This is a genomic window from Ruegeria profundi (assembly GCF_001507545.1).
In the GTDB taxonomy this organism is placed as follows: domain Bacteria; phylum Pseudomonadota; class Alphaproteobacteria; order Rhodobacterales; family Rhodobacteraceae; genus Ruegeria; species Ruegeria profundi.
The window spans coordinates 489,187-511,024 of sequence record NZ_LQBP01000003.1; the positions used below are offsets into that span (position 1 = coordinate 489,187).

The window sequence follows — 21,838 nt, forward strand, 5'->3', positions numbered from 1 at the left end:
CTTTCGGGAAGGAAAAACGAAATGTACAGTTTCGAGTTTGAAAAGCCCTCGACCATTGCTGATGCGGTTGCCGCATTGGGGGCCGAGGATGCGCAGGCGTTAGGGGGTGGGCAGACCTTGATCCCGACGTTGAAACAAAGGTTGGCTGCACCCTCGGCCTTGATCTCGCTCAGCGGGATTGCAGAGATGAAGGGTGTTTGCGTGAATGACGATGGTTCGGTGTCAGTCGGCGGAGCGACGACCCATGCCACCGTCGCGTCAGAAGCAGCGGGCAGCTATCCGGCGCTTGCAGCCCTAGCAGGTCAGATCGGTGATCCGGCGGTTCGGAACCGCGGCACGATTGGCGGCTCAATAGCCAACAATGATCCGGCGGCTTGCTATCCGGCGGGCGTGTTGGGATCGGGTGCAACGATCATCACGAACACGCGCGAGATTGCGGCGGATGATTTCTTTGAGGGGATGTTTTCAACCGCGCTGGACGAGGGGGAGATCATTACGTCAGTAAGGTTCCCTGTTCCGCAAGCGGCAAGCTATCAGAAATTCCTGCAGCCCGCGTCACGGTTTGCGCTGGTCGGTGTGTACTTGGCACGGTTCGCGGACGGGGTTCGCGTTGCCGTGACAGGGGCGAGTGAAGATGGTGTTTTCCGTTGGACCGAGGCCGAGCAGGCACTGACGAAAGAATTCCGCCCGGATGCCTTGATGGACCTACGCATCAATCCGGCCAACATGATCGGTGATTTGCACGGCAGCAAAGACTATCGTGCGCATCTTGTTGGTGTGATGACAAAACGCGCGGTCCAAGCGTGCGTGTGAACCACTAAATGGTTCTAAGCCCCGGTCATGAACCGGGGCTTTTTTTTGTTTGGCGCAGCCTTGGGGGCTTGGAGGGTTGCCAATAAGCGCCGGTATCCTCTCGCGCTTTTTGATAGGCGTCGATCCGTTGTCGCGCCGCCTCGCCTCCGGCGTCGAAAAGATGCCCAAGCAAACACTCCAGAACGGCCATAGCGCCGGTAAAGCAAGAGAACGAATGCAGGGCGCGGGTGCTGACTGTAAAGGCAATGTCGGGCGCGACGCCGGGCGCGATAAGGTCGCTGTCTGAAATCAGAATCAGGTACAGTCCCCGTTGTTTCGCGAAACGCATCGACTGAATTGTGTCCGCAGAATAGGGGTGTACGGTGATGGCAATCAGGCAGTCCTGCTGATCCGCATCCAACAGATCGTCTGTTGCAGAGCCCATGTGACGCGGCACCAATTGGATACCAGGATGGGCCATGCGACCCGTGTAAGAAAAGTAATAGGCAAGCGCATAGCTGGCGCGCGTTGCCGTCACGAAACACCGTCTTGATGTCAGAATGTGCTCAATAGCCAATCGCACTTTTTCAGGCTTCATAAGGCGAAGGGATCGTGTGACCACGTTTTGTTCGTTTTGTACCAATTTGGCTTGTGCAGTACCAAAGGTGTCTTCGGACTGAAGAACGTTCAGCCAATCCTGACCCAAGCTGTTTTCCCGATCCGTCACCAGCGCATTGCGAAAGGGCGAACGGAAGGCTTCGAACCCGTCAAACCCCATACGCTGCGCAAGTCGGACCAGAACGTTTGAGCTGACCCCGATCCGGGTCGCAGTCGTGCGGATCGGGTTCAGGCCGAAATCGCCGGGATGGTCGATAACGTATTTTGCAGCCGCCTGCAGGGCTGTGGGCATGTCTTCGATGTTGCGCCGCAGACGATCAGTTAATTCATTCGGGGTGATATCCATACTCAAAGAAAAACATATGTTCTGTCATTGGCAAGTAAAAAACAACGTAAGGCGCGCTAGATGGGGCAAAGTTGACCAGAGGAATTTGAATGTCGGACTCGCGATCAGAAAAACAATCCGCCAAGCGCCCATATGTTATGGTCGCTCCGACAGGTGCGCGGCGCGGGCGGTCTGATCACCCGGCGCTTCCTGTTTCCATTGATCAGATTGTCGAAACTGGGCGCGCGTGTTTTCAGGCGGGCGCAAACGGGCTGCACCTGCACATTCGCGATGCAGAGGGGCGTCATTCCCTGGATCCCGGTCGGTACGTTGAAACTGTGGCCGCGTTGCGGCGGGCCGTTCCCGAACTCGACCTGCAAATCACGACTGAGGCTGCCGGAGTATACGACGTACCCGCCCAAATCGACTGTCTTGAGAAAGTATGCGCTGATTGGGCCTCGGTTTCGGTAAGAGAGATTGCGCGGTCACCGGAACTCGCCGATCGAGTATATGGCCTGTGTGCTGCGCAAGGAACGCGGGTCCAGCATATCCTGTACGATGCGGAAGATGCGGCCTTGCTGGCGGAATGGACAAAGGCCGGGATTGTGCGCGAAGAACAGACGGAGTGCATCTTTGTCTTGGGGCGCTACGCGGCTGGTCAACAATCGTCCCCGCAAGACCTGGATCAATTCCCCAAAGGTAAGTCGCCATGGATGGTGTGCGCTTTTGGCCCGCAAGAACATGCATGTTTGACATATGCTGCCAAGCAGGGCGGCGACGTTCGCGTCGGGTTCGAAAACAGCCTGACTGATGAGAACGGAAATTATTGGAAAGACAATGCTGCGTCGGTGTCGGCGCTTGTTGCCAAGTTGGAAAGGGCAGTCAACTGAGTCACGTATTTCCACGTCACACGAAATCAGAGCTACCGGTCGCAGCGGGCGGAGATGGGTGTTACCTGATCGATGCACAGGGTCGGCGTTATCTTGATTGCGGCGATGCAGCGGTTTCGTGTCTTGGTCACTCGAACCCATCGGTTATCCGCGCTGTGCAGGAGCAAGTCGAAAAGATCGCTTTTGCCCATACCGGCTTTATGACGTCTGAACCGGCTGAGGCACTGGCTGACTTGCTGATTGAACACGCCCCTGGTGATCTGGACCGGGTGTATTTCGTCTCAGGCGGGTCTGAGGCGACCGAGGCGGCGATAAAGCTGGCGCGGCAGTACTTTCTTGAGATCGGTCAGCCCGAGCGGCGACATGTGATCGCGCGGCGGCAGAGTTATCACGGCAACACTCTGGGCGCTTTGTCCGCCGGAGGCAACGCGTGGCGGCGGGCGCAATTCGCACCGATGTTGATAGAAATGACTCACATAGCGCCATGCTATGAATACGCAGAGAAGCCGAACGGTGAAAGTAGCTTTGACTATGGTCAGCGCGTAGCCAATGAACTTGAAACCGAAATCCTGCGGCTGGGTCCTGACACTGTGATGGCGTTTATGGCAGAACCCGTTGTTGGTGCGACTTTGGGCGCGGTCCCTGCGGTTGAAGGATACTATAAGCGAATTCGTGAAATCTGCGATCAATACGGTGTTCTTTTGATTTTGGATGAGGTGATGTGCGGCATGGGCCGAACCGGGCACCTGTTTGCTTGCGATCACGATCAGGTGGCACCGGATATACTTTGCATCGCCAAAGGCTTGGGGGCCGGGTATCAGCCCATCGGTGCGATGATGTGTACAAACCGGATTTTTGATGCGATCCGCGACGGCTCAGGATTTTTTCAGCACGGCCACACCTATATCGGGCATCCGGTTGCAACGGCGGCGGCCTTGGCCGTGGTTCGTGAGCTGACCGTGCATGATCTGCCGGCGCGCGCAGGTGTTATGGGTGAAAAGGTTCAATCTGCGTTAGAGGCGGCGTTGGGGCAGCATCCGAATGTCGGGGACATTCGGGGTCGGGGTTTGTTCCGCGGTATTGAACTGGTTGCGGATCGCGACACCAAACAACCGTTTGATCCTGCGCATGGTGTGGCGGGAAAGATCAAAAAGGCGGCATTGGCCGAAGGGCTGATTTGCTATCCGATGTCAGGTACGCGCGATGGACGGTTGGGCGATCACATCCTGCTGGCGCCACCATTCATCATCGAAGACGCAGAGGTAGATGAGATGGTTGGGAAGCTGAACAACGCAATAACAGCCGTTATCTAGTGGCCCCCGATACTGTCACGAAAAAAGCCCCCTCCAACAGGGGGCTTTGAACAAAACGGTCAGTCAGAACGTTACTTCTGAGGCAGCGGCCCAATCATCATGATCATCTGCCGGCCTTCCATCTTGGGCATGTTTTCAACCTTGCCCAGATCCTTGATGTCTTCGGCCACGCGTTCCAGCAGCTCACGACCCAGGTTCTGGTGCGCCATCTCACGGCCACGGAAACGCAAGGTGACTTTGACCTTGTCGCCCTTTTCCAGGAACTTGAAGACGTTCTTCATCTTGACGTCATAGTCATGCGTGTCGGTGTTGGGTCGAAATTTGACCTCTTTCACCTCGATGACTTTTTGCTTTTTGCGTGCTTCGCTTTCACGCTTTTGCTGTTCATACTTGAACTTGCCGAAATCCATGATCTTACAGACCGGAGGGTTCGCATTTGGCGAAATCTCAACCAGGTCAAGCCCCGCATCTGCGGCAAGTTGCATGGCTTTGGCGGGATGAACCACCCCGACATTTTCACCATCAGCGCCTATCAGGCGAATTTCGGGGGCACGGATTTTTTCATTGACGCGCGGTCCGGTTTCTCTCTGCGGCGGCGCGTTGTGGGGTCTGCGAGCTATGGGTTCATTCCTTTGATGATTGCAGAATTTTCGAGCCCGAAATTTAGACCGCCCCGCGTCCCGATTCAAGCGCCATCCGCGTCTAAACAGGGGAAATCTGTTGTTTTGCAGCGGGTTTATGCGCGGGCTACGATCAATTTAATGGCCCGCGCGAACGGATCAGCCAACAAAGGCCTTTTCGATCACGAATTCCTTGGGCTCAGAGTTTGCACCCTCACGCAGGCCGAACTCTTCTAGGATTTCCTTGATGTCCAGATTGAAGGCCAATGAACCACAGACCATTGCCCGGTCGGTTTCGGGCTTGATGCCGCCTTCGATACCCAGATCAGCGAACACTGTCCCGTCTTTCAACAGATTGGTGATGCGACCCATCTTGGGGCTTTGTTCCCGCGTGGTCGTCGGGTAGTAGCGGATCTTGTCGGCAAAGCCTTCACCGATCAACTCGGTCAGCAACTCGTCCTGACGGATGTTTTCGATCAGTTGCTTGCCATATTCCAGCTCGGCCACTTCCCGGCAGGTATGGGTAATGATGACCTCGTCGTAATCCTCATAGGTTTGAGGTTCACGCAACAACGAAGCGAAAGGCGCGAAGCCGGTGCCGGTTGCAAAGAACCACAGCCGTTTGCCGGGCAGCAGGGCGTCATGTACCAATGTTCCCACGGGCTTGGGGCGCAGGATAATCTGGTCACCCGGTTTTATGTGTTGCAGTTTCGACGTCAACGGACCGTCCTGCACCTTGATCGAATAGAACTCCAATTCTTCATCCCAGGACGGGGACGCGATCGAATAAGCGCGCAGCAGCGGTTTACCGTTGTCGCCAAGCAGACCGATCATAACGAACTCACCCGAGCGAAACCGAAGGCTTGCTGGGCGCGTTACACGGAACGAGAACAGGCTTTCAGTCCAGTGTTTCACGTCGGTAACGGTCTGAGCGTCCGGCAGGACGGGGGCCTTTACGGCGGTTGCTTCGGTCACGGGCTTCATCTCTGTCATCGTTTCACTGCCAGTTGGGTAAACCGACATCTCCGTTTAAACTTTGATCCAAGTCAGGAAAAGGGGGCATATGCCCCCAAGTTGCCTTGTAAGCTGGCAGGCGCGGCCTTAGCCGCGCAGGCGAGCCTGGTAGCTGTGGTCTTTCCAATTGGCACGCGCCAGCCATTGTTCTTCTGGCTGACGTGTGGCCAGTTCACTGTCGATTTCAACCTCGTCGAAACCACTACGACGGGCCATTGCGTACTGATCGGCCAGAATGTGGCCTTTGGCGCGCAGGCGGCCAGTATAACCTTTAAGGCGCAGGATACGGGCGATGGTAAAACCGCGCCCATCTGCCGATGACGGAAAATCCACGCGGACCATTTTCGCATTACCTAAACGATCAACCAGTTCATCTGGGTCGGTATCCGAGGTCACATCCAACGCCACTAGATCATTTGCGGCGTCATCCAGTGTTACAAAGCCATCGGTCCAGTCATCGGGTGCAAACCCGTCATCCGATACGATTACATTCATGTTCTCTCTCCGGCGCGCACCATCTTGCCATCGACAAAATGGATGCCGCACTCTTCCTTGTTCTGGTCGCGCCAGCGTCCGGCGCGGGGGTCTTCGCCTTCTTTGACCGGCGAGGTGCAGGGCGCACAGCCGATCGACGGGTATCCTTTGGCCACCAGCGGGTGCCTGGGCAGGTTGTTTTCATCCATATAGGCGCGCACGTCCTCGGGGGCCCAATGCGCCAGCGGATTAACCTTGATCCGGCCGGTGCCGTCCTCGACCTCAAAGAATTCCAGGGCGGCACGTGTGCCAGCCTGAAACCGTTTGCGACCGGTGATCCAGCCGTCGTATCCCGCCAATGCCCGCTGCAACGGGAACGTTTTACGCAGATTGCAGCACGCATCCGTGTCCCGAAGCCGCAAGGCACCATAAGGGTCATCGCGCTGAATGTCCTCATCCTCGGCACGGATGATATGAACGTTTTTCAGACCCAGACGTTCGCTGACCTCTTGCTGATATTCGAGCGTTTCGGTGAACAGCATCTGGGTGTCCACGAACAAAACCGGCGTCATCTTGTCGACCACCGCAGCCATGTGCAGCAAAACGACCGACTCAGCGCCAAAGCTTGAGACCAGCGCCAATTGCTCGATCTCGTCCAAGGCACCATGCATCACGTCATGGGCGCTGTGGTGACGGAACTGAGCGTTCAGCGCCTCGACCTTTTCGGTCAGTTCGCTTCGGTCTTTGCCCAGTTCCGTTTGAATCAGGTCAAGCGGCATTGGCCTGCGCCTCGGGGTAGAGGGCCGCTTTGAACGGCGCCATTCCTACACGGCGATAGGTTTGCAGGAATGTCTCCTCACTGCTTTCGCGTTGTTCCAGATAGGCGTCGACAATGCGCTCAACAGCTGGGACGATTTCGTCGTACGCAAATCCGGGACCTGTGCGGTCGCCAATAGCAGCCGTCTCGGTGCCGTCACCGCCCAGCGTGATCTGATAGTTCTCGACTCCAGCGCGATCCAGACCAAGAATTCCGATATGACCCACGTGGTGGTGACCACATGCGTTAATGCAGCCCGAGATCTTGATCTTCAGATGACCGATATCGTGTTCCAGCTTCAACTCGTCAAAACGGGTTGCGATCTGTTGTGCAACCGGAATTGAACGCGCCGTGGCCAGTGCGCAGTAATCCATGCCGGGGCAGGCGATGATGTCGCTGATCAGACCGATATTGGCGGTGGCCAACTCGTACTCTTTAAGCTTCGCGTGGATCGCAGGCAGGTCCGATTTGTGGACATGCGGCAGGATCACGTTCTGCTCATGGCTGATGCGCAATTCGTCATAGGCGAATTCTTCGGCCAAGTCTGCCATCACGCGCATCTGCTCAGCCGTCGCATCACCCGGCGTCGCGCCGTGCTTTTTGATTGAGATTGTGACGATCGCGTGGTCGGCATTTTTGTGCGGCGCGATATTGGTGTCGATCCACGAGCGGAACACCGGATCGGTGGTGTAAGCGCTTTCGAACGACGCAACCGAACCTTCGCGGAAGACAGGCGGGGCGAAGTGGCTCTTGATCTCTTCCAGCAGGGCCATGTCGGCACCTTTGAACTGCGGACGCACCTGAAGGAAACGCTCATTCACCTTGGCGCGGATGGTGTCGATGCCATTTTCGTGGACGGTGATCTTGATCCGCGCCTTGTATTTGTTGTCACGGCGACCAATCTGGTTCCAAACAGAAACGGTGGCTTCCAGGTAGGCTAGCAGGTCGTCAAAGGCGACAAACTCGGACAGCTCTTTGCCGATCATGGGTGTACGACCCAGACCGCCACCGACGATAACGCGGGCACCCAGAACGCCGTCGCGTTCGATCAGTTGCAGACCGATGTCATGGGCCTTGATCACGGCGCGATCATTTTCCGAGCCGGTGATGGCGATCTTGAACTTACGCGGCATGAACTGGAATTCCGGGTGATCGGTCGACCACTGACGCAGCAATTCGGCATAGGGGCGGGGGTCTGCGACTTCATCCGCAGCGGCACCGGCAAAGTGGTCCGCGGTCACGTTGCGGATCGTGTTGCCCGACGTCTGGATGGCGTGCATGCCAACCTCGGCCAGTGCGTCCAGCATATCCGGCACGTCTTTCAGCTTTGGCCAGTTGTACTGGATGTTCTGACGGGTGGTGAAATGGCCATAGCCCTTGTCCCACTTCTCGGCCAGCAGGGCCAGTTGACGCATCTGCGCGCTGGATAGCGTACCATAGGGGATTGCGACCCGCAGCATGTAAGCGTGCAGTTGCAGATACAGGCCGTTCATCAGGCGCAGGGGCTTGAATTCATCTTCCGTGAGCGAGCCGTCAATGCGGCGCTCGACCTGTGCGCGGAACTGTTTGTTGCGCTCTTCCAGAAAGGCTGTGTCGAACTCGGAGTAGCGATACATGTCTAGCTGTCCTTAGTTGCAGCCCCGTAACCTTGGGGCCTTGAAGAGGAGAATGGGGCCGTAGGTCAGGCCCGGGGCTGCGTTGCTTTTTCCTGCTTGCCGTGGGCATAGTTGGACGGGCCAGTGCGGCGGAAGTCCTCGCGGAAATGAGTGGGTTCGGGACCGTTTTCGCCGGCTACCGCGTCAGCGAGGTAGGCACCAACAATGATGTCGGTCTGGCGCTGCGCATCCAAAAGACGAACCTGCGCATGGGCCTCATCCGTGATCAGTTCGGCCTCAGAAAGGTCGCGTGTCCAGCGGTCTTCACTTGTCAGGTAAATTACGTCACCTTCCATCAGATCGTTGGCGGTGACCACCTTGGGGGTAAATGTGCGGGGCATCAGGCGTGCTCCTTCTTGAATTCAGTCAGGGCCTGGACCGCGTGGCGCGGTGCAAGGCCAAAAAACGTTAGGGTGGGGCCATCCATCTCGGCGGCGCTCAGGTCATTGGGCAACCTGTCCAGATCAGTGGCCAGGATGCGTTGATCAGGGCGAGAGGCGTTTTCAACCAGGGTTATGGGCGTGGCGCGATCCGCACCGTGCATGATAAGACGACCCTGGATGAACCGCGCGGATTTCTTGCCCATGTAAATCGCTGCAACCGCGCCGGGACGTGCCAAGGCGTTCCAATCGTGATCGGCGAAACCTTTCATGTCGTGACCGGTCAGAAAACGCACCGAAGAATTTCGGCCGCGCTGCGTCAGGCTTTGACCAATACTGGCAACAGCGGCAGAGGCCGCGGTGATACCGGGAACGATCTGCCAGGGGACGCCAGCGGCCTCAACCGCTTCGATCTCTTCGTCCAAGCGTCCGAACACAGTCGGATCGCCTGATTTCAAGCGCACGACGCGCTGACCTTTTGTGGCGTAATCAACCAGCAGGGCGTCGATGTCTGCCTGTTTCCAGGACGGTCCAAATCCTGCCTTGCCAACATCAACCAGAACAGCCGTTTTTCCAGCCAATTGCAGGATCTCGGCACTGATCAGACGATCATGCAGAACGATATCGGCGCTTTCAAACGCTTTTATAGCTTTGAGTGTCAGCAATTCCGGATCACCCGGTCCTGCGCCGACAAAGTCGACGTGCCCTGTGACATCATGTGATTGCGTGACCTGCATGTTTCGTTCCACGTTGTTTGACTTAACCCGCAATATAGGAAATATTCCCACCCAAGCGCCATATGAGCGCATAAATAAGAACAAATGTTCTATCATATCGTGTCTGAGGGACGCAGGTTTCGAAACGAAGGGAAATTTGGAATGTCGGTGCGGATTGATGACACAGACCGGAAAATTCTGGTCGAGCTTCAACGCGACGCCAGCCAATCGCTGGACGAGATAGCAGCCCGAGTTGGCAGTTCCAAGACCCCGGTCTGGAATCGAATTCGCAAGCTCAAAGGGGCTGGGGTGATTGGTCAGCACACGGTTCTGCTGGATGCCGAGGCACTGGGATTCGAAGCCACATTCTTCGTTCTGATCCGGACGTCAGAGCATGAGGCGGAATGGCAGCGCAAGTTTCTCAAGGCCTTGCAAGACAGACCCGAGGTGCAAGAGGCACACCGGCTGGCGGGGGACATTGATTACATCCTCAAAGTGCGGGTCAAGAATGCGAGGGCCTATGACGAGTTTTACCAAACTCTGATTTCTGAGGTGCGGGTTCATAACGTAACGGCCCTGTTGTCGATGGAAGAGATCAAATCCACCACCATGCTGCCGCTCAATGCGCTCAGCGATAACTGAAATCTGTCACGCCTTAACCGTCAGGCGCGTTAGCCCGCGAAAGTGATAGGTGTTAGAATAGTTCGGCTCAGCACTCAGGCGGATGCTCGGACACCGCTGGAAAAGAATTTTCAAAGCTAGGCGCATCTCTAGCCGTGCCAAAGGGGCACCGACGCAGAAATGCAAGCCGCCTCCAAAGCTGGTATTGGTGACGACCGGGCGCGTTGGTTCAAACACATCCGGTTCATTCCAAACTGACGGATCACGGTTGGCGGCCCCAAGCAACAAGGCGACCTCATCACCGCGTTTGAACCTGTGACCATAGATTTCGACGTCTTCATATGCGTAGCGGGTGAACATATGCAACGGGGGGTCATAACGCAGGATTTCCTCGACCAACTCATCAATGTCGTAGGTGCGGGGATCAAGTCCTAGCTGCAGGAGCGTTTTTACACCGTTACCTAAGGAGTGTACTGTCGCCTCATGCCCTGCATTCAAAAGCAGGATGCAGGTGGCCACCAATTCATCCCGCGATAGCTTTTCACCTTTTTCTTCAGCTTCGATCAGGCGGGTAATCAAGTCGTCCTGTGGGTCAGAGCGGCGTTTCTCGATGTAGTCGCTCAGAAAGGCTGTGAATTCCCGCGCGGCATTGGCAGCTTCGTCCTCGGTCTGGCGCGTGCGGCTGGCCTGATACATCGCCACCATCGCATGAGACCACCTGAGCAGGTCGGGTGATTGCTGTTCCGGAACCCCCAACAGCCGGCAAATCGTGATCACGGGGATTTGCGTGCAATATGCGTCCAGCAGATCAAAAGGGGTGCTTGGAAAGCGATCAATCAGTGTATTGCATAGGTCGAGAACAGACGGCTCTAACGCTGCAATTCCGCGTGATGTGAACGCGCGCATAACCAGCGCGCGTAGACGGGTGTGGCGGGGCGGCTCGGCTTCGAGCAGAGAATGTGCCTCGACGTTCAGCCAAGGGGCAAGGTGCGCGGCTGCGGGTCGCTGAAATTCAACAGGGACCTCTCGACCAAAGCGGCGATCCTTAAGCAGGGCCTGTACGGCTTTGTGGGAAACAGCGGCAACTTTCCGATAGTCCTCCCAATACACGAGATCCCCGTGCGCGCGAGCCGAATGGTAAAATGGATAGGGATCTTGGACGAAATCCGGATCGACCGGGGATTGAAGCACTGTCTTCATAAAAGGCAGACTTGCCATGCGGCGCGTCGAATGCAAGACCCTAGGGTATGCAGAGGGTTTTGGTGATCCTGGGTTTTCTGGTTGCTGTCGGACTGTTGTCCGCCGGTGTTTGGTCTTATGGGTATCGACAGGCCTTGTCTCAGCTAAGCGAAAAGGCCGAGGCAGACCTTGAACTGGCCGCGGACCGGTTGACGACACAAATGCAGGTTTATCAGGAACTGGCAGTGTTGATGGCAAGCCATCCGGTCTTGCAACAGCTTGCAACACCGCAACAACGAAGGCGGGCGCAGGCGGTCTTGTTGGATGTCGCCGACAAGACGGCTGCGGTCAACATGATCTACCTGGACCCTAAAGGGCAGGTCCTCGCGGCTGCGCAACCATTGGTTTCGCGAAATATGGCGGACGACCTGGCTTTTCGGCGCGCCATGCAGGGGGCATTAGGCAGCGCTCATGGTGTGGTACCGATCAGCGGTGACAGGATTTACTCTTACGCGGCACCGACCTTTGATGCGGCGGGGCGTGTGATTGGCGCGGTAATGGTGATTGCCGATGTGCAGGACGTCGAACAGACCTGGCGGGGCAGTACCGAGGCGGTGTTCTTTATTGATGGCGAAGGGGTTGTTTTCATCTCAAACCGGTCAGACCTTTTGTTCTGGCGGCGGGTCGAAAGCCAACAAGGTCTTGTGCCAACAGAGGGTGCCGATGTCGACTTCGCCTCGACCTGGGTGGGGCCGCACGAGTTGTGGAAGCTGAACTGGGGCCGGTACTTACCCAAACGCGCGCTGCACCTGATGCTGGAGCTACCCGTCATCGACATGACGGCCGAGGTGCTTGTGGATGTCGCGCCGGCACGTCGGCTGGCGGGCCTGCAAGCCGCCACTGTTGCCGCGATCTGTCTGGCTTTTGGTGCGCTGTTGTTTTTGGCGACCGAGAGGCGGCGGACACTGGCCGAAGCGAATGCTGTTTTAGAGAGCAGGGTTACTAAACGCACCCGCGCCTTGACCGCCGCAAACACCGCATTGCGCCGTGAGGTTCATGAGCGGCAAGAAGCTGAGGCAGCTCTGAAACACGCGCAAGAGGAACTCATCCAGGCAGGTAAATTGAGCGCCTTGGGTCAGATGTCTGCAGGGATCAGTCATGAACTGAATCAACCGTTGATGGCGATCCGGCAATTTGCTGACAACGGTGCCGCGTTTCTGGCGCGTGGCCGGGATGAAAAGGCTTCGGAAAACCTTAGGAGAATTTCCGATATGGCAGCCCGGATGGCCAGGATTATTAAAAACCTGCGTGCTTTCGCGCGCAATGAAAGCGAACCTATGGGCAAGGTCGACTTGGTGCAGGTCATTGATACGGCGGTCGAACTGACAGAGGCGCGGTTAAAGTCCGAAGGCGTAAAAATGGACTGGCAGCCCCCGAACAACCCTGTGTTTGCCTGGGGCGGAGAGGTGCGCCTTGTGCAGGTTTTTGTAAACCTGATCAACAATGCCGCAGACGCGATGAGCCAGCAGGACGAACGTCTTATCAGTATCGCGATAGTCAACGGTAGAAAACTGGCTGTCACTGTACGCGATATCGGTCCGGGTATTGAAAATACGCAAAAGCTGTTTGAGCCGTTTTACACCACCAAGGCCGTTGGATCGTCCGAGGGGATGGGGCTTGGCCTATCGATCTCTTATGGACTGGTGCAAAGTTTTGGTGGCAAGATCCGCGGTGCCAACACCCTGAAGGGGGCCGAGTTCACCGTGGAGCTTGAGAGCTATCAGGAAGATGAAGCGGCATGACGCGCAAGGTTCTTTTGGTCGATGACGACGCTGCTGTGCGCGAGGCTTTGGCGCAGACGCTGGAACTGGCCGACTACGCTCCGGTGACGGCTGGGTCTTTCGTGGCGGCCAAGGATCACATTCGTGCGGATTTCCCCGGTGTCATCGTATCGGATATTCGCATGCCCGGACGGGATGGATTTCACCTTTTGACTTATGCAAATGAGGTGGACCCTGAACTTCCGGTTATCTTGCTGACTGGCGAGGGCGATATCCCAATGGCCGTGCGCGCCATGGGGCAGGGGGCGTTTGATTTCCTTGAGAAACCATGCGCTGCGGCTGACCTGCTTGATGTTCTGGGCAAGGCCTTCTCGGCGCGGGCGCAGGTTCTTGAGCAACGCGCCCTGAAACATGAGCTTGAACGCGGAGACCCCGCCGCGCGCATGTTGTTCGGCCTGTCGCCGCAGGCAGAGGCGTTGCGGGACCGTGTCCGCACCGTTGCCCCCACCGGAGCCGAAGTTTTGGTCACTGGCCCTGCGGGGAGTGGGATTTCAAAAGTGGCTGAGGTCATTCATCTGATGTCCCCTCAGGGGTTGGGACCGTTTGTAAAGCGGCCCTCGTCCGGGCTGACGGCCAAGGAACTGGTGCAGATCTGTGAAGATGCTGCGGGGGGCTCACTCTTTCTGGACGAAATCTCGGCCATGCCCGAGGCAACGCAATATGCAGCGCTTGAGTTGGTCGAGCAGGGCGTGGGTTCGCGTTTTCTGGCAGGTACAACGGCGGACTTGTCCGCAATGTCCGCCGAAGGGCGGTTTCACGCGGACTTGTTCTATCGTTTGGACGTTATGCGCGTTCGCATTCCGTCTTTGGCTGAAAGGCCCGAGGATATACCGGTTCTTTTTCGTCACTATGTTGCGCAAGCGGCTGAACAAGCCGGTATTTCGGAGCCCGAGATAACCTCTGATCACCTTGCGTTGCTTATGGCCAGCGACTGGCCGGGCAATGCACGTTCGTTGATGTCTGCCGCGATGCGGTTTGTGTTGGGAATGCCGGAAGAGGTGGCGCAAGCGGCTGATCTGGGTTTGAACGAACAGATGGCACGGGTTGAGAGGTCTTTACTGATTGCGGCGTTGGGGCGTCATAATGGGAAAGCTTCGGATGCGGCCACGGCGCTCAAACTGCCGCGCAAGACATTCTATGATAAATTGGCGCGGTATCAGATCCGACCCGAAGACTATCGAAGGTGAGCAGAACCTCTCCCGCCACTTTTTGCCGCATTATAATGCGTCAAAACGTGTTGGGCTTGGCAGCCCGCTAACGCGGCCTGCGGTCGTGTATTAAAGAAAAAAGTGATTCTGTGCGAATGATTCGGGAAGAGTGCGAAAATCCGCACAAGTGTCTCATCACCTGTGCGGAATTTCGCACAACCTCTTTTGTAGGCTGTAGAACAACCAGAGAAAAAGCAAATAACGCATTATTTTTACGTGATAAAAGCAATAGCTTTCAACGGTGAAACAAATCGTTGAGCCGTGACGGTTGATTCGGTTCACTTCCCGGCATGCGGCGCAAGGATGCGTCGAATGACAGATTTGGAAGTCTGGGAGGAAAAGACAGATGAAATTCCTATCAACGGCTGCAACAGCAGTTGCTCTGACTGTAACGGCGACCGCAGGTATCGCGGCCTGTGACGATGGTGAAATTGTCGTAAAGTTCGCGCATGTGACGAACACCGACAAGCACCCCAAAGGCATTGCGGCCTCACTGCTGGAACAGCGTGTTAACGACGAAATGAACGGCGTGATGTGTATGGAGGTCTATCCGAACTCCACACTCTACAACGACGATAAGGTGCTTGAGGCGATGTTGCAGGGTGATGTGCAACTGGCTGCGCCTTCGCTGTCGAAATTCGAGAAGTTCACGAAGCAATTCCGCCTCTTCGACCTGCCGTTCATGTTCAAGAACATTGACGCTGTGGACGCGTTCCAGGCGTCAGCCGAAGGGCAGGCCATGAAAGACAGCATGCAACGCCGCGGCCTGCAAGGGTTGGCCTTCTGGCACAATGGGATGAAGCAGATGTCAGCCAACAAGCCGCTGGTTGATCCGTCTGATGCAAATGGCCTTAAATTCCGGGTTCAGTCCTCGGACGTGCTGGTGGCGCAGATGGAGGCCATCGGCGGCAGCCCGCAGAAGATGGCGTTCTCGGAAGTGTACGGCGCGCTGCAACAGGGCGTTGTGGACGGGCAGGAGAACACTTGGTCGAACATCTACGGCAAGAAGTTCTTCGAGGTGCAGGACGGCATCACCGAAACCAATCACGGCATCATCGACTATCTCGTCGTGACCTCGGTTGACTGGCTGGACAGCCTTGACCCAGAGGTTCGCGAACAATTCCTCACCATTCTTGGCGAAGTGACCGAGATGCGGAACAAAGAGTCCTTCTCAGTGAACGAAGCGGCCAAAGCCTCGATCACCGAAGCAGGCGGCGTCATTCGTGAACTGACCCCAGAGCAGCGTCAGGCTTGGGTGGATGCGATGAAGCCGGTCTGGGATAAGTTCGCCGACGACGTTGGTCAGGATAAGATCGACGCGGCACAAGCGATCAACGCCGGGTTCTAAACCCCCGGCTCAGGCCGCGCGTCCCACACTGGGGAGTTATCGACGCGCTGGCCGGGCGGGCCAGATAATGGTCCGCCCGCTATTATTCTCACAATAAAAATGCGGGGACAGAGGGATGTCTGGTGCGAAATCCGGCCAAGGCGGGCTGGTCGACCATATCGAAGAAACCCTGATTGCGTTGTTGTTGGGCCTTATGACGGCTGTAACATTTGCCAATGTGATCGCGCGGTTCGTATTCAACTCGAATATCCTGTGGGCGCTTGAGCTTACAGTGTTCACATTTGGCTGGCTGGTGTTGTTAGGGGCTTCCTACGCGGTAAAAAAACACGCCCATCTGGGGGTTGATGCAATCCTGAACATGCTGGCCCCAACGCCGAGGCGTATCTTGGCGCTGATCGCGGTTGGCTGTTGTCTCGTATTCTCACTGCTGATGTTGAAGGGCGCCTATGACTACTGGGCGGTGTTTGCCGACCTGCCGCCAACATCGGGCCGCTGGTTTCCGACGGGCTTTAATTTCGACGCACGTAGTCAGAGCTTTTACGAGGTTGATGACATCCCCATGGTCGCACCGCTGCGGTTTCTGGAGGACATGATCAACTACGGCGAAGCCTACGAAAAACTTCCAAAGGTTGTTCCCTACTTCATCCTGCCATTGTCGATGCTGCTGCTGGTGATCCGGTTTGCGCAGGTCGCCGTCCAGATATTGCGTGGCGAGACGGATCGTCTGGTCGCCAGCCACGAAGTCGAGGACGAGATCGAAGAAGTACGCGCGCAGCAAGGGGAGCATGACTGATGGACGTGATACTTCTTTTCTCGATGGTCATCGGCCTGTTGCTGATCGGTGTTCCGATTGCGGTGGCTTTGGGCCTCAGCTCAACCCTGTTCCTGCTGATCTATTCTGACAGCTCTCTCGCATCCGTCGCGGGTACGCTGTTCGAAGCTTTCGAAGGGCACTTCACCCTGTTGGCGATCCCGTTCTTCATTCTAGCCTCGTCGTTCATGACGACGGGCGGTGTGGCAAGGCGGATCATCCGGTTCTCGATTGCCTGCGTGGGGCACCTGCCGGGTGGTTTGGCGATTGCCGGTGTGTTTGCTTGTATGCTGTTTGCGGCGCTGTCCGGGTCTTCTCCGGCGACTGTTGTGGCCATTGGCTCCATCGTGATCGCAGGGATGCGGCAGGTGGGGTATTCCAAGGAATTCGCGGCGGGCGTGATCTGTAATGCAGGTACTTTGGGTATCCTGATCCCGCCCTCGATCGTGATGGTTGTTTACGCAGCCGCCGTTGAGGTCTCGGTCGGTCGCATGTTCCTGGCTGGTGTCATTCCGGGCCTGATGGCGGGCCTTATGCTAATGATCACCATTTACGTCATGGCCAAGGTCAAGAACCTGCCGAAAGGTGACTGGAAGGGCTGGAGTGAGATCTTTGTCTCAGCACGAGAAGCCGGCTGGGGGCTGTTCCTGATTGTGATCATACTGGGTGGTATCTATGGCGGGATTTTCACCCCGACTGAAGCCGCAGCCGTGGCTGCTGTTTACGCCTTTTTCATCGCAAGTTTTGTCTACAAGGACATGGGGCCGCTCAGCACCGAGGATGGCGCAGCCAACCTGTCCCTGATGAAAAAGCCCTACGCACTGATCACGGCCTTTTTCCACCCGGATACGAAACATACGCTGTTCGAGGCGGGTAAACTGACCGTCACGCTTCTGTTCGTCATTGCCAACGCGCTTATCCTGAAACACGTGCTGACCGATGAGCAGGTGCCCCAGCATATCGCCAGTGCCATGCTGTCCGCCGGATTGGGGCCGATTACCTTCCTGATCGTGGTGAACGTGATCCTTCTGATCGGCGGTCAGTTCATGGAGCCTTCGGGCCTGTTGGTCATCGTGGCGCCGCTGGTGTTCCCCATTGCGATCGAGTTGGGCATCGACCCGATCCATTTGGGTATCATCATGGTTGTGAACATGGAGATTGGAATGATCACACCGCCCGTTGGTCTGAACCTGTTCGTGACATCGGGCGTGGCGGGCATGCCGATGATGAGCGTCGTCAAGGCGGCGTTACCGTTCCTGGCCGTGCTCTTCGTTTTCCTGATCATGGTGACATACATACCGTGGATTTCGACCTTCTTGCCCAATACCTTCATGGGGCCGGAAATCGTAACGAATTAGCGGGCTTGACCTGCTGAAGACGAGGCCGGGTCCTGAAAAGGGCCCGGCCTTATTTATTTCTATGGCCTTTGAAACAACCGAGTGCGTAGCCTTTTTTGCAAGACAGTTTCTGAAGAGAATTGGCGACTCGCCCTTGAAGCCGGGCGATGAGTGCTTACCTCGAGCGCTGAGGACGACCTCCCCATAACGGGCAATCATTCGGGACGACCCGAAAGATAAACAGGTGTTCTCATGTCCTGGATTTTGTTGTTGTTTGCCGGCCTTCTGGAAATTGTTTGGGCAGTTGCCATGAAGCAATCTGCCGGTTTCACGCGAATTTGGCCGACCGCAGTCATGGGCGTGTCCATGATCGGATCGTTCGGACTGCTGGCGATGGCGATGCGCACACTTCCGCTTGGCACTGCGTATGTTATCTGGACCGGTATCGGAGCAGTCGGAGCGTTCCTGGTCGGGGCAATCTTTTTGGGTGAGGCTGTAACGCCGCAGCGCATCCTTGCCGCCGTGTTGATTGTATCTGGCCTGGTGGCCATGAAACTCGCATAGTCACAAAAACAAACCCAGCCGTCACTGCGACGACTGGGTTCAATGAAACAACAGTCTTGTTTTCCTGCATGGTGTCGGGACCAAAAAATCAGGCTACTTCCAGAGCTTTGACGATGACCGAAAAGTCCGAAGCTTTCAGGCTGGCCCCACCGACCAACGCACCGTCCACATTCGGTACGCCAAAAATATCCGAGGCGTTGTCAGGTTTGACTGATCCGCCATAAAGCAGAGGCACAGATTGGGCGGTTTCTTTGCCGAAACGTTGGTCCAGCAGGGTACGAATGAAATCGTGAACTTCTTGGATGTCGCTTAGTGATGGAACCTTGCCTGTGCCGATTGCCCAGATTGGTTCATACGCGACTACTAGGTTATCACCTGTTGATTGGTCCGGGACCGAGCCAGCTATTTGATCGGCGATAACATCCAGTGTCTTGGAGGTCTCACGTTGCTCTAGGCTTTCGCCGACGCAGACGATCGCCTTTATCCCGGCACCCATAGCCGCGCTGGCCTTGGCACGAACAGTTTCATTCTGTTCACCGTGATCCTCTCGCCTCTCAGAGTGGCCCACGATGACTGCGCTTGCCCCTGCGTCGACCAGCATGTCAGCGCTGATATCTCCGGTATGTGCGCCCGAAACCGCTGCTTGGCAATCCTGCCCGCCAACTGAAACGCTCGTTTCCCGAACAATACCTGCAGCGCGATGCAGCAGTGTGGCTGGCGGGCAGATCAATATGTCGATATCTGAGGAGGGGAAATTCCGGGCCAAAGCCTCCAGCTCACTCAGCGCCGCTGAGGTGCCATTCATCTTCCAGTTTCCAGCCGCAAGCTTGCGCCTCATATCCCGATCTCCGTGAATTTCGTATGTCGTGGAACCGGATAGCACCGCCAGTAACGCCTGACAATTGTGGTTGCACTGTGAGTGCCAAATCGGCAGTATCCGCGCGAAAGTTTGGCTGGAAAAAATGATCAACAACCTTGATCTGAGGAAATTGGATCAGCGCGATCCTGACGAGTTACAAAAGCTACTGCACGCCGTGGCTGAGGTAGGTTTCCTGACGGTCTCGAATACTGGATTGGATGGTGATCGCGTACGCCAAGTTCTTACGGCCTACAGTGATTTTTTCCATCTGCCCGAAGTGGAAAAGCAGAAGGTCGATATGTCGGTAACCGGGTCCAACCGTGGTTGGGGCGCGCCGCAGTCCGAACAGGTCGATCCGGACGCCAATCCGGACTTTAAGGAAGTGTTTGACTGTGGGTTTGAACTGCCTGCGGGTAGCCCTTATTGCGATCTGAGCGTTTATGCTCCCAATCTTTGGCCGCAATCGCCGCCCGGGTTCAAAGAGACGATACAGACCTATTTCAAGGACGCCAGCGCAGTGGCCATGCGGGTGTTACGGGCAATCGCCGTGGCACTGGGGCGCGAGGCTGACAGTTTTGACAACGCTTTCGAGCCACCGATGGCACTGCTGCGGGGAAACTACTATCCGAAACGTCCGATTTGGGCCGGAGCGCGCGATTTCGGGATCGGCGCGCATACGGATTATGGCTGCCTCACTTTGTTGGCCACGGATGGAACAGCAGGGTTAGAGGTTCGTATGCCCGACGGCAGATGGGAAGCGGTTGAAGCCGAGCCTGGGGTATTCGTCGTAAACTTCGGTGAAATGTTAGAGTTCTGGACGGGTGGCCAAGTCAAAGCCACCTTGCACCGCGTGGTTGGCGGGACCGAGGAGCGGCTATCCGTGCCGCTATTCTTCAACCCGTCCTACGACACCAATGTGGCACCGCCCGGATCGGATGAAAGAATTTTGGCAGGCGAACACCTTACACGCCGTTTCAAAGAAACGTACCTGCATCTGCAGGTGTCTTAAAGTTGGGAGGAGAGCCCTTCATCGAACTTGATCGACTCGCCACAGCCACAGGCGTCGACAACATTCGGGTTGCGGAACTTGAAACCCGATTCTAGCAGCGAGACCTCATAGTCGATTTCAGTCCCGAACAGGAACATCTGCGCCATTGGTGCAATGATGATTTTGGCTCCGTCCTGCTCGACAACCTCGTCATTGGGGTCGGGTTCGTCAACGTAGTCCATGGTGTATTCCATGCCAGCACAGCCGCCTTTCTTGACACCAATACGCAAGCCCGCATGGTTGCCTGACTTCATCAGCCGGGCAATCTGCTCTGCCGCCTTGGGCGTAATGGTTACGGCCTGTTTGCCGGGAATGCCGAACATTTCGATCTCCGTTGTCGCGCGTTGCCTTTAATCTAGTATCGACGCCGCGAAGGCTCAAGGCATAGCTGGGGTGCTCTGTTCTCTTTTGCTGTGCTTCCGGGAAAGCTGTTGCGTTTTTTACCGTGCTGACCTTCGCTGAATGCACAATAAATCTTACGAAATGGGTTGGTGCTCAGATATGAACATAATCAAAAAATACGTTTACAAACAATAACGTGCCACTAGTTTTGACGGTTGTTACACTGACTGCAAGTGATAGCAGGTGAAAAAAAGCATACCGAGGATCAGCAGGTTGAAAATGTGGTCGTAATCACGCCAGTGGGTGCGCTTTTGGGTTTGGTGATTGGAACTGAACAAAAGCGTCTGTCTATGCTATCAGGCGACTATGTTAAGGCTCTGGATGGGCGTGCGTCTGAAATAAAGATCAATTGCGGCACGCAATACACTGTATTCAAATTTTAATCGAACTTTATGAGTATTGGATTTTGTCCGAAATCCCAACTGATGCTGGAACCGATTGGCGCACTGAAGCTACATGAAACCCAATTCCAGACGCGCCTCATCAGACATCATGTCCATTCCCCAGGGCGGCTCCCACGTCAGTTCAACGTCAACCTCTTTGACACCCGCGACGGGCTCAATCGCTTCTACGATCCAGCCGGGCATTTCGCCTGCAACCGGACAGCCGGGCGCTGTCAGTGTCATGATGACTTTCACCGCGTTTTCCGAGGTGATGTCGATCGTGTAGATCAGACCCAAATCATAAATGTTCACCGGTATTTCAGGGTCGAAAACCGATCTGCAGGCTTCTACCACTGAGTCGTACAGGGGGTGCTCAACGCTAGACGGCGCGATCAGCGGCGTGCCTTCCAATTGTTCACTCGGATGAGTCATTCGTGCCTCGGATCTGTTTCCTGAGTTATATAGTAAAGGATTTTGGCAGCGTCCAGTGGTGCAATACCGCTATCGAACAGCATCAGATACGATTAGGCATTACACCCATTAATTTCTGTTCATTCCCATAGGCTTGTGATTGTGTTTCCTGAAAAGCAGTCGGGAGCAGGAAAATGGCGCGATCTGATATG

At 55.9% G+C, this 21,838-nt stretch carries 23 protein-coding genes; 11 read left to right on the plus strand and 12 right to left on the minus strand.

What is annotated here, in order from left to right:
- Window positions 1-21 precede the first annotated feature (21 nt).
- Entirely contained in the window at window positions 22-813 is a 792-nt protein-coding gene (locus tag AVO44_RS08200) for an FAD binding domain-containing protein (RefSeq protein WP_068335192.1), read from the plus strand.
- Window positions 814-838: 25 nt separating this feature from the next.
- Here AVO44_RS08200 and AVO44_RS08205 read toward each other — a convergent pair whose 3' ends face one another.
- Window positions 839-1,756: a MurR/RpiR family transcriptional regulator gene (locus AVO44_RS08205; RefSeq protein ID WP_068335195.1), complete on the minus strand. Its 918-nt coding sequence runs from the start codon at window positions 1,754-1,756 to the stop codon at window positions 839-841.
- An 89-nt stretch (window positions 1,757-1,845) separates the two neighbouring features.
- Between AVO44_RS08205 and AVO44_RS08210 the strand changes: the two genes are divergently transcribed.
- Both AVO44_RS08210 and AVO44_RS08215 read left to right on the plus strand, forming a co-directional pair.
- Complete coding sequence (locus AVO44_RS08210) at window positions 1,846-2,625, plus strand: beta-keto acid cleavage family enzyme (RefSeq protein WP_068335197.1); 780 nt, start codon at window positions 1,846-1,848, stop codon at window positions 2,623-2,625.
- On the plus strand, window positions 2,622-3,938 hold the full coding sequence (locus AVO44_RS08215) for an aspartate aminotransferase family protein (RefSeq protein WP_068335330.1): 1,317 nt from the start codon (window positions 2,622-2,624) through the stop codon (window positions 3,936-3,938). Before AVO44_RS08210 ends, AVO44_RS08215 begins: the two co-directional genes overlap by 4 nt.
- Before the next feature lie 71 nt (window positions 3,939-4,009).
- Here the strand turns inward: AVO44_RS08215 and infC are convergent, their stop codons facing one another.
- From infC to cobA, 7 genes are all read right to left on the minus strand, one after another.
- Entirely contained in the window at window positions 4,010-4,627 is a 618-nt protein-coding gene (infC, locus tag AVO44_RS08220) for a translation initiation factor IF-3 (protein ID WP_169794844.1), read from the minus strand.
- Window positions 4,628-4,717: 90 nt separating this feature from the next.
- Entirely contained in the window at window positions 4,718-5,551 is an 834-nt protein-coding gene (locus AVO44_RS08225; protein ID WP_068335337.1) for a ferredoxin--NADP reductase, read from the minus strand.
- Between the two features lie 108 nt (window positions 5,552-5,659).
- Window positions 5,660-6,067 (minus strand): DUF934 domain-containing protein, encoded by a 408-nt coding sequence (locus tag AVO44_RS08230; RefSeq protein ID WP_068335200.1) that lies wholly within the window; start codon window positions 6,065-6,067, stop codon window positions 5,660-5,662.
- Window positions 6,064-6,825 (minus strand): phosphoadenylyl-sulfate reductase, encoded by a 762-nt coding sequence (locus AVO44_RS08235; protein WP_068335202.1) that lies wholly within the window; start codon window positions 6,823-6,825, stop codon window positions 6,064-6,066. The genes AVO44_RS08230 and AVO44_RS08235 overlap by 4 nt, the downstream gene beginning before the upstream one ends.
- Entirely contained in the window at window positions 6,815-8,479 is a 1,665-nt protein-coding gene (locus AVO44_RS08240) for a nitrite/sulfite reductase (protein ID WP_068335205.1), read from the minus strand. The genes AVO44_RS08235 and AVO44_RS08240 overlap by 11 nt, the downstream gene beginning before the upstream one ends.
- 65 nt (window positions 8,480-8,544) lie before the next feature.
- On the minus strand, window positions 8,545-8,859 hold the full coding sequence (locus tag AVO44_RS08245; protein ID WP_068335207.1) for a DUF2849 domain-containing protein: 315 nt from the start codon (window positions 8,857-8,859) through the stop codon (window positions 8,545-8,547).
- Window positions 8,859-9,635 (minus strand): uroporphyrinogen-III C-methyltransferase, encoded by a 777-nt coding sequence (gene cobA, locus AVO44_RS08250; RefSeq protein ID WP_068335211.1) that lies wholly within the window; start codon window positions 9,633-9,635, stop codon window positions 8,859-8,861. Before cobA ends, AVO44_RS08245 begins: the two co-directional genes overlap by 1 nt.
- A 141-nt stretch (window positions 9,636-9,776) precedes the next feature.
- Here cobA and AVO44_RS08255 point away from each other — a divergent pair, with 141 nt between their 5' ends.
- On the plus strand, window positions 9,777-10,256 hold the full coding sequence (locus tag AVO44_RS08255; protein WP_068335341.1) for an Lrp/AsnC family transcriptional regulator: 480 nt from the start codon (window positions 9,777-9,779) through the stop codon (window positions 10,254-10,256).
- Window positions 10,257-10,262: 6 nt separating this feature from the next.
- Here the strand turns inward: AVO44_RS08255 and AVO44_RS08260 are convergent, their stop codons facing one another.
- Window positions 10,263-11,435, minus strand: a complete 1,173-nt coding sequence (locus AVO44_RS08260) for a cytochrome P450 (protein WP_068335214.1) — start codon at window positions 11,433-11,435, stop codon at window positions 10,263-10,265.
- 47 nt (window positions 11,436-11,482) lie between these two features.
- Between AVO44_RS08260 and AVO44_RS08265 the strand changes: the two genes are divergently transcribed.
- The 6 genes from AVO44_RS08265 (at window position 11,483) to AVO44_RS08290 (ending at window position 18,523) form a co-directional block, all read left to right on the plus strand.
- Window positions 11,483-13,216 (plus strand): sensor histidine kinase, encoded by a 1,734-nt coding sequence (locus AVO44_RS08265; RefSeq protein WP_068335216.1) that lies wholly within the window; start codon window positions 11,483-11,485, stop codon window positions 13,214-13,216.
- The gene (locus tag AVO44_RS08270) at window positions 13,213-14,442 is read left to right on the plus strand and encodes a sigma-54-dependent transcriptional regulator (protein WP_068335218.1); all 1,230 of its coding nucleotides are present in this window, start codon (window positions 13,213-13,215) and stop codon (window positions 14,440-14,442) included. The genes AVO44_RS08265 and AVO44_RS08270 overlap by 4 nt, the downstream gene beginning before the upstream one ends.
- Before the next feature lie 367 nt (window positions 14,443-14,809).
- Window positions 14,810-15,811, plus strand: a complete 1,002-nt coding sequence (locus AVO44_RS08275) for a DctP family TRAP transporter solute-binding subunit (RefSeq protein ID WP_068335220.1) — start codon at window positions 14,810-14,812, stop codon at window positions 15,809-15,811.
- Window positions 15,812-15,926: 115 nt separating this feature from the next.
- Window positions 15,927-16,604: a TRAP transporter small permease gene (locus AVO44_RS08280; RefSeq protein WP_068335222.1), complete on the plus strand. Its 678-nt coding sequence runs from the start codon at window positions 15,927-15,929 to the stop codon at window positions 16,602-16,604.
- Entirely contained in the window at window positions 16,604-17,980 is a 1,377-nt protein-coding gene (locus tag AVO44_RS08285; protein ID WP_068335224.1) for a TRAP transporter large permease, read from the plus strand. Before AVO44_RS08280 ends, AVO44_RS08285 begins: the two co-directional genes overlap by 1 nt.
- Before the next feature lie 231 nt (window positions 17,981-18,211).
- Complete coding sequence (locus AVO44_RS08290) at window positions 18,212-18,523, plus strand: DMT family transporter (RefSeq protein ID WP_068335227.1); 312 nt, start codon at window positions 18,212-18,214, stop codon at window positions 18,521-18,523.
- An 88-nt stretch (window positions 18,524-18,611) separates the two neighbouring features.
- Here AVO44_RS08290 and tpiA read toward each other — a convergent pair whose 3' ends face one another.
- Window positions 18,612-19,361, minus strand: a complete 750-nt coding sequence (gene tpiA / locus AVO44_RS08295; protein ID WP_068335229.1) for a triose-phosphate isomerase — start codon at window positions 19,359-19,361, stop codon at window positions 18,612-18,614.
- A 124-nt stretch (window positions 19,362-19,485) separates the two neighbouring features.
- Between tpiA and AVO44_RS08300 the strand changes: the two genes are divergently transcribed.
- Window positions 19,486-20,391 (plus strand): isopenicillin N synthase family dioxygenase, encoded by a 906-nt coding sequence (locus AVO44_RS08300; protein ID WP_068335231.1) that lies wholly within the window; start codon window positions 19,486-19,488, stop codon window positions 20,389-20,391.
- On the opposite strand, the gene AVO44_RS08305 is transcribed toward AVO44_RS08300, so the two are convergent.
- Entirely contained in the window at window positions 20,388-20,753 is a 366-nt protein-coding gene (locus tag AVO44_RS08305; RefSeq protein WP_068335233.1) for a HesB/IscA family protein, read from the minus strand. The genes AVO44_RS08300 and AVO44_RS08305 overlap by 4 nt on opposite strands.
- A gap of 531 nt (window positions 20,754-21,284) precedes the next feature.
- Window positions 21,285-21,647 (minus strand): SUF system Fe-S cluster assembly protein, encoded by a 363-nt coding sequence (locus AVO44_RS08315; RefSeq protein WP_068335235.1) that lies wholly within the window; start codon window positions 21,645-21,647, stop codon window positions 21,285-21,287.
- Window positions 21,648-21,838 lie beyond the last annotated feature (191 nt).

Bases quoted from the DNA above. Each gene is read 5' to 3' on its own strand.
- cobA (WP_068335211.1), bottom strand. From the start codon at position 9,635: ATGCAGGTCACGCAATCACATGATGTCACAGGGCACGTCGACTTTGTC.
- AVO44_RS08230 (WP_068335200.1), bottom strand. From the start codon at position 6,067: ATGAATGTAATCGTATCGGATGACGGGTTTGCACCCGATGACTGGACC.
- AVO44_RS08315 (WP_068335235.1), bottom strand. From the start codon at position 21,647: ATGACTCATCCGAGTGAACAATTGGAAGGCACGCCGCTGATCGCGCCG.
- tpiA (WP_068335229.1), bottom strand. From the start codon at position 19,361: ATGAGGCGCAAGCTTGCGGCTGGAAACTGGAAGATGAATGGCACCTCA.
- AVO44_RS08245 (WP_068335207.1), bottom strand. From the start codon at position 8,859: ATGCCCCGCACATTTACCCCCAAGGTGGTCACCGCCAACGATCTGATG.
- AVO44_RS08240 (WP_068335205.1), bottom strand. From the start codon at position 8,479: ATGTATCGCTACTCCGAGTTCGACACAGCCTTTCTGGAAGAGCGCAAC.
- AVO44_RS08280 (WP_068335222.1), top strand. From the start codon at position 15,927: ATGTCTGGTGCGAAATCCGGCCAAGGCGGGCTGGTCGACCATATCGAA.
- AVO44_RS08305 (WP_068335233.1), bottom strand. From the start codon at position 20,753: ATGTTCGGCATTCCCGGCAAACAGGCCGTAACCATTACGCCCAAGGCG.
- AVO44_RS08210 (WP_068335197.1), top strand. From the start codon at position 1,846: ATGTCGGACTCGCGATCAGAAAAACAATCCGCCAAGCGCCCATATGTT.
- AVO44_RS08260 (WP_068335214.1), bottom strand. From the start codon at position 11,435: ATGAAGACAGTGCTTCAATCCCCGGTCGATCCGGATTTCGTCCAAGAT.
- AVO44_RS08255 (WP_068335341.1), top strand. From the start codon at position 9,777: ATGTCGGTGCGGATTGATGACACAGACCGGAAAATTCTGGTCGAGCTT.
- AVO44_RS08290 (WP_068335227.1), top strand. From the start codon at position 18,212: ATGTCCTGGATTTTGTTGTTGTTTGCCGGCCTTCTGGAAATTGTTTGG.
- AVO44_RS08205 (WP_068335195.1), bottom strand. From the start codon at position 1,756: ATGGATATCACCCCGAATGAATTAACTGATCGTCTGCGGCGCAACATC.
- AVO44_RS08265 (WP_068335216.1), top strand. From the start codon at position 11,483: ATGCAGAGGGTTTTGGTGATCCTGGGTTTTCTGGTTGCTGTCGGACTG.
- AVO44_RS08200 (WP_068335192.1), top strand. From the start codon at position 22: ATGTACAGTTTCGAGTTTGAAAAGCCCTCGACCATTGCTGATGCGGTT.
- AVO44_RS08225 (WP_068335337.1), bottom strand. From the start codon at position 5,551: ATGACAGAGATGAAGCCCGTGACCGAAGCAACCGCCGTAAAGGCCCCC.
- AVO44_RS08275 (WP_068335220.1), top strand. From the start codon at position 14,810: ATGAAATTCCTATCAACGGCTGCAACAGCAGTTGCTCTGACTGTAACG.
- AVO44_RS08270 (WP_068335218.1), top strand. From the start codon at position 13,213: ATGACGCGCAAGGTTCTTTTGGTCGATGACGACGCTGCTGTGCGCGAG.
- AVO44_RS08235 (WP_068335202.1), bottom strand. From the start codon at position 6,825: ATGCCGCTTGACCTGATTCAAACGGAACTGGGCAAAGACCGAAGCGAA.
- AVO44_RS08285 (WP_068335224.1), top strand. From the start codon at position 16,604: ATGGACGTGATACTTCTTTTCTCGATGGTCATCGGCCTGTTGCTGATC.
- AVO44_RS08300 (WP_068335231.1), top strand. From the start codon at position 19,486: ATGATCAACAACCTTGATCTGAGGAAATTGGATCAGCGCGATCCTGAC.